Origin of the sequence: Paenibacillus sp. MY03 (assembly GCF_002165585.1) — a bacterium.
Taxonomy (GTDB): Bacteria; Bacillota; Bacilli; order Paenibacillales; family Paenibacillaceae; genus Pristimantibacillus; species Pristimantibacillus agaridevorans.
Map to the genome: position 1 here is coordinate 18,757 of NZ_MXQD01000082.1, position 9,027 is coordinate 27,783.

8 protein-coding genes are annotated in these 9,027 nt (G+C 55.3%); 7 read left to right on the plus strand and 1 reads right to left on the minus strand.

The window, feature by feature from the left end; translation table 11 throughout:
- Window positions 1–33 precede the first annotated feature (33 nt).
- The 5 genes from ylqF (at window position 34) to B1748_RS35085 (ending at window position 4,515) form a co-directional block, all read left to right on the plus strand.
- Window positions 34–927, plus strand: a complete 894-nt coding sequence (gene ylqF / locus B1748_RS35065) for a ribosome biogenesis GTPase YlqF (RefSeq protein ID WP_087572623.1) — start codon at window positions 34–36, stop codon at window positions 925–927.
- Window positions 928–1,043: 116 nt separating this feature from the next.
- The gene (locus B1748_RS35070) at window positions 1,044–1,661 is read left to right on the plus strand and encodes a ribonuclease HII (protein WP_087572624.1); all 618 of its coding nucleotides are present in this window, start codon (window positions 1,044–1,046) and stop codon (window positions 1,659–1,661) included.
- 196 nt (window positions 1,662–1,857) lie between these two features.
- A complete protein-coding gene (locus B1748_RS35075) occupies window positions 1,858–3,846 on the plus strand; it encodes a flagellar hook-length control protein FliK (protein WP_087572625.1) in 1,989 nt (662 codons plus the stop codon).
- A complete protein-coding gene (locus B1748_RS35080) occupies window positions 3,843–4,154 on the plus strand; it encodes an EscU/YscU/HrcU family type III secretion system export apparatus switch protein (RefSeq protein WP_087572626.1) in 312 nt (103 codons plus the stop codon). Before B1748_RS35075 ends, B1748_RS35080 begins: the two co-directional genes overlap by 4 nt.
- Window positions 4,144–4,515 carry a YraN family protein gene (locus B1748_RS35085; protein WP_087572627.1) on the plus strand — a complete coding sequence of 124 codons (372 nt, stop codon included), beginning with the start codon at window positions 4,144–4,146 and terminating at the stop codon, window positions 4,513–4,515. Before B1748_RS35080 ends, B1748_RS35085 begins: the two co-directional genes overlap by 11 nt.
- Before the next feature lie 20 nt (window positions 4,516–4,535).
- On the opposite strand, the gene B1748_RS35090 is transcribed toward B1748_RS35085, so the two are convergent.
- Window positions 4,536–6,134 carry a YifB family Mg chelatase-like AAA ATPase gene (locus B1748_RS35090; RefSeq protein WP_087572631.1) on the minus strand — a complete coding sequence of 533 codons (1,599 nt, stop codon included), beginning with the start codon at window positions 6,132–6,134 and terminating at the stop codon, window positions 4,536–4,538.
- 331 nt (window positions 6,135–6,465) lie between these two features.
- Between B1748_RS35090 and sucC the strand changes: the two genes are divergently transcribed.
- The gene (gene sucC, locus B1748_RS35095) at window positions 6,466–7,626 is read left to right on the plus strand and encodes an ADP-forming succinate--CoA ligase subunit beta (RefSeq protein WP_087572628.1); all 1,161 of its coding nucleotides are present in this window, start codon (window positions 6,466–6,468) and stop codon (window positions 7,624–7,626) included.
- A gap of 82 nt (window positions 7,627–7,708) precedes the next feature.
- On the plus strand, window positions 7,709–8,641 hold the full coding sequence (sucD, locus tag B1748_RS35100; protein WP_087572629.1) for a succinate--CoA ligase subunit alpha: 933 nt from the start codon (window positions 7,709–7,711) through the stop codon (window positions 8,639–8,641).
- Window positions 8,642–9,027 lie beyond the last annotated feature (386 nt).

Consider the following 9,027-nt stretch of genomic DNA (forward strand, 5'->3'; position numbering starts at 1 on the left):
ACTAAGGTAAGCGAAAGCAATCGAGGTGAAAGCATGGCGATTCAATGGTTCCCGGGTCATATGACCCGCGCCAAGCGGCAAATTCAAGAGAAGTTAAAACTGATCGATATCGCGATCGAACTGCTGGATGCGAGGGTCCCGCTATCAAGCCGGAACCCGATGGTCGACGATATTTTGCATGGGAAGCCGCGGCTGATCGTGTTAAATAAATCCGATCTTGCCGACCCGCGCACAACGGAGCAGTGGATGGATTATTTCGCGCATGAGGGACATCAGTGCGTCTCCGTTGATTCGCAAACGGGTACCCGTGTTAACGAGATCCCTGTCAAGGCCAAGGAGATTTTGCACGACAAGATCGCGCGTCAAATCGCCAAAGGAATCAATCCGCGCGCGCTGCGCGGACTGATCGTCGGCATCCCGAACGTCGGCAAGTCGACGCTTATTAACCGGCTGGCCGGACGCAATATTGCGGCGACCGGTGACAAGCCCGGCGTTACGAAGGGACAGCAATGGATTAAAGTCGGATCCGAGATGGAGCTGCTGGATACGCCGGGCATATTATGGCCGAAGTTCGAGGATCAGCTCGTCGGGTACAGGCTGGCGATGACGGGAGCGATCCGGGAGCAAATTCTTAACGTGGACGATATCGCTTATTTTGCGGTAAAGGAGCTCGCGGGACGATACTGGCCCATCATGGAAGAGAGGTATGGTCTCGAGAAACCGCCGGCTGATCTTGAAGACAATGAAGAGATCGTCCGCATAATGGAGGACATCGGCCGTAAACGGGGATGTCTCATGGGCGGCGGGAGAGTCGATCTCGAGAAGGCTTCCGGCATTATTTTGAGGGATCTCAGGGCGGGCAAGTTGGGAAGAATTACGCTGGAGGCTCCTTACGACGATATGCCGGTCAGAGAGCCCCGAACTTAAAGAGGTTGTTCAATAAGTCCGATGAAATGCAGATGCTTAAATGCCAGTCGGCCGTGTCGAGTGGGTGAAGCGGACTCGGCCGCTTGGCAAGGTGAAGAAAACGGGGGAGATGCGACATGCTGCAATATGAGCAACAGGCATGGGGCAGCGGCTTCTCGGCAATAGCCGGCGTAGACGAGGTCGGGCGAGGTTGTCTGTTCGGCGACGTGGTCGCGGGCGCGGTCATCCTGCCGCAAGGCCTCATCATCGACGGAGTCGACGATTCCAAAAAGCTTTCCGAGAAAAAGCGGGAGCAGCTGTATGATGTCATCGCAGAGCAAAGCATCGCATGGTCGGTGGCGCGCGTTGACGCGGCCTCCATCGATCGGCTGAACATCAAGCAGGCGTCCAGACTGGCGATGAAGCTTGCTGTGGAAACGTTGGCCGTGCCGGCCGATTATTTGCTGGTGGATGCCGAGATCGTGGATCTGTCGCTGCCGCAGGAGTCCATCGTTAAGGGCGACGCGAACAGTCAGTCCATTGCCGCGGCTTCGATTATGGCGAAAGTAACGAGGGATCGGCTTTGCTTATCGGAATGGGAAACGCTGTACCCGCAGTACGGAATTGCCATACATAAAGGTTATGCAACGAAGCTGCATCGCGAGAAGCTGCTCCAGTACGGCCCTTGCGAGCTGCATCGGCGGACGTTCCTGAAGAAGCTGCTGGGCGAGGATATTCTTCAGACGGCATTATAATCTATTTCATTCAAAACGCTTGAGAATCCCGGGCAGGGGTCGCTTTATCGGCCTTCGGGATTTCTCTGGCGTTATTTGCGTTCCGGGATAATGGGGGAAATTGAGGTTCCCCTTCAACCTTAGAAGGTTAACGCCGATATAAAGGTATCGAATAATGCGGGATGACCGGATGCGAATGACTTAAGGGGTGTTGCGAGTGAATATTAGCCAAATGATGAGAGGGTTGCTGGGAGAAGTGACGAGCGGCGAGACTCGTGCCATGGAGCTGAAAGTCGGCCAGGTCGTACGCGGCGTCGTTCTTCAGGCGCTAGACAATAACGAAGCCATCGTAGGCATTAACGGCGTGCAGGTGAGAGCGAAGCTGGAGATGGCGCTTCAGCCCGGCCAATCTGCAATGCTTCAGGTACAGCCTGAAACGAACGGTTCGCTCATATTGCTGAAAGCAGTCGATCTCAACACATCCGGCCTTCTTGACGATACGTTCAGAGAATATGCCAAGCTGCTTGGATTGCCGGATCAGAAATGGGCGTTGGCGTTGATTCGCGGTTTACGTCAAGAAGGGTTCGCATTCAACCGAACGACGGCCATGGCGTTCCAGCAAGCGGTCGCGGCTATGCCGAAGGGTGCGGATGCCGAGCAGTGGATGACGGCTGCCGCAACGGCTTTCAAGCGCGGCATGCCAATGACGGCGACGACCATATCTTCGCTTCAGCAGGTTATGTTCGGCAAGCCCGCTCACGAGCTGCTTGATCAATTGCAGCGCCAATTAACCGAGATGGGTGCAACTGCTTCCGGAGATGTACCGGAAACGGGCGCCGGAAGCGAGTCGAGGACGGCGGCATCCCGGGTTCTTGCGCTGCTGCAGCAAGGCGCGTCGCTCCTGGATGATGCGCTTTCGCCTCATGGCTCCACACCCTTCAATACTTCGGGGCGCCCTGCGGCGGATGGCGGGATGCTGCACGTCGACGGACGCAGCGCAGGCAAAGGAGCCGCGACCGCAGAGGGAGGCGCGAACGGCACTTCCGGAGCAGATGGCAGGACGGCGCAAGCGGATAGCGGAGCTGCGGCTGCTAGAGCGGCTCAAGGCTCGCAAAACAACTGGCTAGGGCAGTTGATGAAGTGGATGGGCGTTGATCACGAGCTGCAGCTGGCGAAGGCGGCCACGGACACGAATGGTCAAGCTTCGGCTGCACCTGGCTCAAAGAACCTGGCAGCGGGTGACGGAGATGCCAATGCCGTGTCGGCCAGAACAGGGCAAGCGTCTGGCGAAGCCGCAGCAGCGGGACGAAATGCGGTGACCGCACCCTCTGGGAGCGGTCACTCAACGACTGCGCAGCCAACGGCTCAAAATATGGCCGTTCCCCAGACGACAAATCAGTTGCAGCAAGCTATGACGCCACGATCGGGTGCAGAGACTCCGGAGGGAACGCAGGTGCCTGCTGGAGCTCAGGAAACTGCAGCTGCCGTCAGAGTTGACGGTCAAGGAGCTGCGGTTGCAGCTCGTATGACAGGCATTCTTGCGGCTGACGGTCCCATTGGCAATGATTTGAATGTCCCGGCGCAAGGCCAGACTTCAACTCCTCCGAGCGGGGGAGTAGGGACGGAGTCGCTTAAGAGCGCTCTCATGTTGTTGGCTGGCGGTGCCGATACGCCTCCGCATGTAAAGGAAACCGCGCAGCAGCTTATTGGGCAAATTACTGGCCAACAGCTGTTGCTAGCCCCTGAACGCAATAACTCCGTATTTACGCATGTGACGATGTTCATTCCGTTAAAGGATGCCAGCGGAGAACAGACAGCATCCGTTCAGATTCAGACGCGGCGCGGGCGTAGGGGAGAGCTGGATGCTGACAATTGCAGGCTTCTGTTCAATCTGTCTATGCGAACGCTGGGCGATACGCTTGTCGATGTACATATTACCGACAAGATTGTCAGTCTGCAGCTCTGGAACGATCATCCTGCGATTGCTCAGTTGACTGACGGCTCTCGAGAGACATTGACGGAGCGATTAAACGAGATGGGATATCAGCTGTTGTCGATACGCACGAAGCCGCTTGTGGGGAACGAATCCGATGGGAGCGAGCCAGGAACGGCTTCGGGTTCAGCCAAGGGCAGCAAGTCGGCGGCGCCGCCAAGCGAGGCGTGGCTCACCGCAGCGCGTTACAAAGGAGTCGATTACCGGGCATGAGCAAGGAGCAGAACGACTACATAAAACGTACGCCGCCCCGGAAAGCGGTAGCATTGAAATATGAGCCGGGAGATGGGCATGCTCCCGTGCTTGTCGCTAAGGGCACCGGCCAGATCGCGGACCGGATTCTGGAGAAGGCGAAGGAAAACGGGGTGCCCGTGCAAGAGGACGCTTCGCTTGTGGAAGTATTGTCCAAGCTGGACATTGATCAAGAAATTCCTCCGGAGCTATATACGCTGGTCGCGGAAATTTTAAGCTTCGTATACCAATCTGATCGAAGGGCGGGCGAATACCTTCATGACGACTGAACGACTGAGAGTAGGGAAGCTGGGAGAAGAGGAGGCGGAGCGCAGGCTCCGCCTCTCCGGCTGTGAAATACTCGCTCGCAACTGGCGCTGCAGGAGCGGGGAAATCGATATCGTTGCCAGAAGCGGCGATTGCATCGTATTTGTGGAAGTCAGAAGCCGCAGCAAGGCGAGCGGCTCCCGGTTCGGAACGGCAGCGGAATCCGTCGACTATCGCAAGCAGGCGAAAGTACGGCTCGTCGCTCAGATGTACCTGAGACAGAATCGAATGCTGGAAGCCCGCACCCGCTTCGACGTCATTTCAGTCACTTTAGGCGCTCATGACGTGATCGACGATTACCGTCATTATGAATCGGCGTTCTGATTAGGATGCCGAATTTACGTCTAAGCCATATCCAGGCGGCGATACTGAATAGCCTCCGCTACATGCATTTCTTCCACGCTTATAGAATCCTCTAAGTCCGCTATCGTGCGCGCCAGCTTCAGCAGCCGGTCATAAGCCCTCATGCTGATGCCGAGCGCCTGGAACGCATCCTCGAGCAGTCTCGCGGCTTGCGGTTTCAGCCTTGCCGCTTGCCTAAGACCCTTCCCCGATAATTCACTGTTGCAACTGACGCCATAGGCGGCATTGCGTTCTCTTTGCCGTACTCTCGCGGCAAGCACAAGCTTTCTTAACTCGGCAGTCGAAGTATGCGTCTTGTCTTGTGAGCGATCGAGCGATTGGGGTCTCGGAATTTCAAGCTGCAGATCGATCCTGTCGAGAAGCGGGCCGGACAGTTTGGCTCGGTAACGACTAATGGCGGCAGCGCTGCAGGTACATCTTTTGTCGCCATATTCGTGTCCGTGGTAGCCGCAAGGGCATGGATTATAGGAAGCGGCCAGTAGGATCGCTGCCGGGAAGCAGACGGTCGCTCGGGCTCTCGCGATCGAGACGACGCGGTCCTCCAGCGGCTGTCTGAGCAGCTCCAGAACGGAACGAGGGAATTCCGGCAGCTCGTCCAGGTACAAGACGCCTCGATGTGCGAGCGTCACCTCTCCCGGCTTGGGGATGGATCCTCCCCCGATCAGGCCGCCGGTCGAAATACTGTGGTGCGGGGAGCGGAAGGGAGGCGTCTTCATCAACCCGCCTGAATTCGCGAGAAGCTTGCCTGCCACACTGTAGATTTTGGTCACCTCCAGCGCGTCGGCTTCGTCGAGCGGAGGCAAAATGCCGGGCAAGCGCCGAATCATCATCGTTTTGCCGGTGCCTGGCGGACCGCAAAGCAGCAAGTTGTGATTGCCGGCTGCCGCGATCAGCATGGCGCGTTTCCCTTGGTGCTGCCCGACAATGTCCATGTAATCTTCGGGATCGGCTGCAGTCCTCCCTTGGTTATAACCCATGGATGGTCCTTGTGAAGGTGGCCCTCCGTCATTCCATGCCGGTCCTTCCCGCTCGAAAATTCGACGTTCCGTTCGTGCTTGGCTCAGCTTCTCCCATACCGCTTTGGCATGGGCCGAATCCTTAAGCTCGGACAGATGCGTCAAAGCGAACAGCTCCATACCGCTGATCCATTCCGCTTCCTCCCGGTTCTGCAGCGGCAGAAGCACACGCGTAATGCCGACGCGGCGAGCTTCTTCCAGCATGGCTAACACGCCGGTTACTGGACGTACGGCACCGTTAAGCGATAACTCGCCAATCAACAGCGTACCCGCGAACGGCGTTGCATCGAGCTGTCCGCTGGCGGTTAAGATGCCTGCCGCGATGGCGAGGTCGAAGGCCGTGCCTTCTTTGCGGAGATCTGCAGGGGCGAGATTAACGGTTATTCTCTCCATGGGGAATTGGAATCCGCTGTTCTTGATGGCCGCACGAACCCGCTCAACGGATTCCCGCACCGCTGGATCGGGCAAGCCAACGACGTTCACTTGCGGGAGCCCGTTGGCGATATCAACCTCTACCGATATGCCTTTGCCCTCCACGCCGAATACGCTGGAGCTATGAATCATGGTGAACACAAAAAAGCACCTCCCGAGGCTATGTTAATAAGCCGGCAACGGGGGTGCTTCCCTACGTTTGCAAAATGTTAAAAGATTATCGTTTTTAGCTATGCTTCTTTTTATCATAGCGGCTATGCGGGCGAGGTGTCAATGCATGGCCTGAAGGCAGATTATTTCCGCTGCATTGGGTCATACTAGTGGACGTGACAAATGTTTGATCTCTTTTTGAGATGATATCCATATCAAAAAGGCTTGCGCTTTCAACTGAGAAAAATGCTACAATGAAAAAGGTTTGTGTACATAGGACGTAATAGAGTCTGTGAAATGGAGGATTTCAACAATGAATATCCATGAGTATCAAGGCAAAGCTGTGTTGAAGCAATACGGGGTAGTCGTGCCTGAGGGCAAAGTGGCCTTCTCCGTAGACGAAGCCGTAGAAGCGGCGCAAGCGCTCGGTACGCCGGTCGTCGTCGTGAAAGCGCAAATTCACGCGGGTGGACGCGGCAAAGCGGGCGGCGTTAAGGTTGCCAAAAATTTGGACGAGGTTCGCGCTTACGCTGGCGAAATTCTGGGCAAGGTGCTCGTTACGCATCAGACAGGTCCAGAGGGCAAAGAAGTGAAACGCCTACTGATTGAGCAAGGCTGCGATATCAAGAAAGAATATTATATCGGGGTCGTACTTGACCGGGGCACAGGCCGCGTGACGATGATGGCTTCGGAAGAGGGCGGCACAGAGATCGAGGAAGTTGCGGAACATTCCCCGGAGAAAATCTTCAAGGAAGTTATCGACCCTGCCGTAGGCATGCAGCCGTTCCAGGCTCGCAAGCTGGCTTATGCAATCAACATCCCGACGGAGCTTGTAAACAAAGCAGTCAAGTTCATGATGGCTCTGTACACGGCATTCGTGGAGAAGGATTGCTCCATCGCCGAGATCAACCCGCTTGTCGTGACTGGCGACGGCAATGTTATGGCGCTTGACGCGAAGCTGAACTTCGACTCCAACGCGCTGTACCGCCACAAGGATATTCTGGAGCTGCGCGATCTGGACGAGGAAGACGTGAAGGAAATCGAGGCTTCCAAGTACGATCTGAGCTACATCGCGCTGGACGGCAACATCGGCTGTATGGTTAACGGCGCTGGTCTTGCAATGGCAACGATGGATATTATCAAATACTACGGCGGAGACCCTGCCAACTTCCTGGACGTAGGGGGCGGCGCTACCAAGGAGAAAGTAACGGAAGCGTTCAAGATCATCCTGTCCGACGAGAAGGTCAAAGGCATTTTCGTCAATATTTTCGGCGGCATCATGAAGTGCGACGTTATCGCGGAAGGCGTAATCGCGGCTGCGAGAGAGCTTGGTCTTGACCGTCCGCTTGTCGTGCGTCTGGAAGGCACGAACGTCGAGCTCGGCAAAAAGCTCCTAAACGAATCCGGCCTGAACATCGTGGCTGCGGATTCGATGTCCGACGGCGCTCAGAAGATTGTCGCTCTAGTGAAATAATGTTGCCAGCGGGCAGACATTAAAATAAAGGTTGAACAACCTCGATAAGAGTTTGAATTTCAATTAGGGGATGTGAGTGAAGTTGAGTATTTTGGTCAATAAGGATACAAAGGTCATCACACAAGGCATCACGGGCAAGACTGGCATGTTCCACGCCAAAGGCGCACTCGATTACGGTACGCAAATGGTCGGAGGCGTAACACCGGGCAAAGGCGGCTCGACGGTCGACATTACACTGGAGAACGGCTCTGTTGCAACATTGCCAGTGTTCAATACCGTGCTGGAGGCTAAGCAAGCTACTGGCGCAACGGCATCCGTTATTTACGTACCGCCTGCATTCGCTGCCGATTCCATTATGGAAGCTGTCGACGCAGAGATGGATCTCGTTATCTGCATCACGGAAGGCATTCCTGTCCTTGACATGGTTAACGTGAAACGCTACATGGAAGGCAGCAAAACGGTTCTCATCGGACCGAACTGTCCAGGCGTCATTACGCCGGGCGAATGCAAAATCGGCATCATGCCGGGATATATCCATACAGTAGGTCATGTAGGCGTTGTTTCCCGTTCCGGAACGCTGACTTACGAAGCTGTTCACCAGCTGACGACTCGCGGAATCGGCCAATCTTCCGCGGTTGGCATCGGCGGCGACCCTGTTAAGGGCTCCGAGTTTATCGACATCCTGAGCCGTTTCAACGATGACCCTGACACGTATGCGGTTATTATGATCGGCGAGATCGGCGGTACGGCAGAAGAAGAAGCGGCAGAGTGGATCAAAGCCAACATGACGAAGCCGGTCGTAGGCTTTATCGGCGGCGCAACGGCGCCTCCGGGCAAACGGATGGGACATGCAGGCGCCATTATTTCCGGTGGCAAAGGCACGGCTGCTGAGAAAATCGCAACGCTCGAAGCTTGCGGCATCAAAGTTGCTCCTACGCCTTCCGACATGGGCTCCACGCTTGTTAGCGTGCTGGAAGAGCAAGGTTTGCTGGAGAAATGCATTACGCGCAAGTAATGCCATTACTTCAATCGCGAGTTCATAAAGTTCGGTTCTCAGATGTCGAGTATGCTTCTTGGTTTACTTCGTAATGGGAAGCGGACTTTTTGAACAACCTCTAATAGCGACAAAATAAAGGTAAGCAACCTTTCTACCCTACCAAGGGAGGAGGTTGCTTTTTTTTTGTTTTACAGGAAATTATGCGGCATACCGACTGTGGATAATGACCTTCAGCTGTAAAAGGAAGTTAACTCTGATTAGCAGCCATAAGCAGGTGAACGAGCAACTGTAGGCGTTAAAAACGCCGATGGACCGTAAAGTAACTCTGATTAGCGTCCATAGTCGTTAGTAACGCTCCAAAAAGCAGGCGAACGAGCAGCTGTAGGCGTTAAAAACGCCGATGG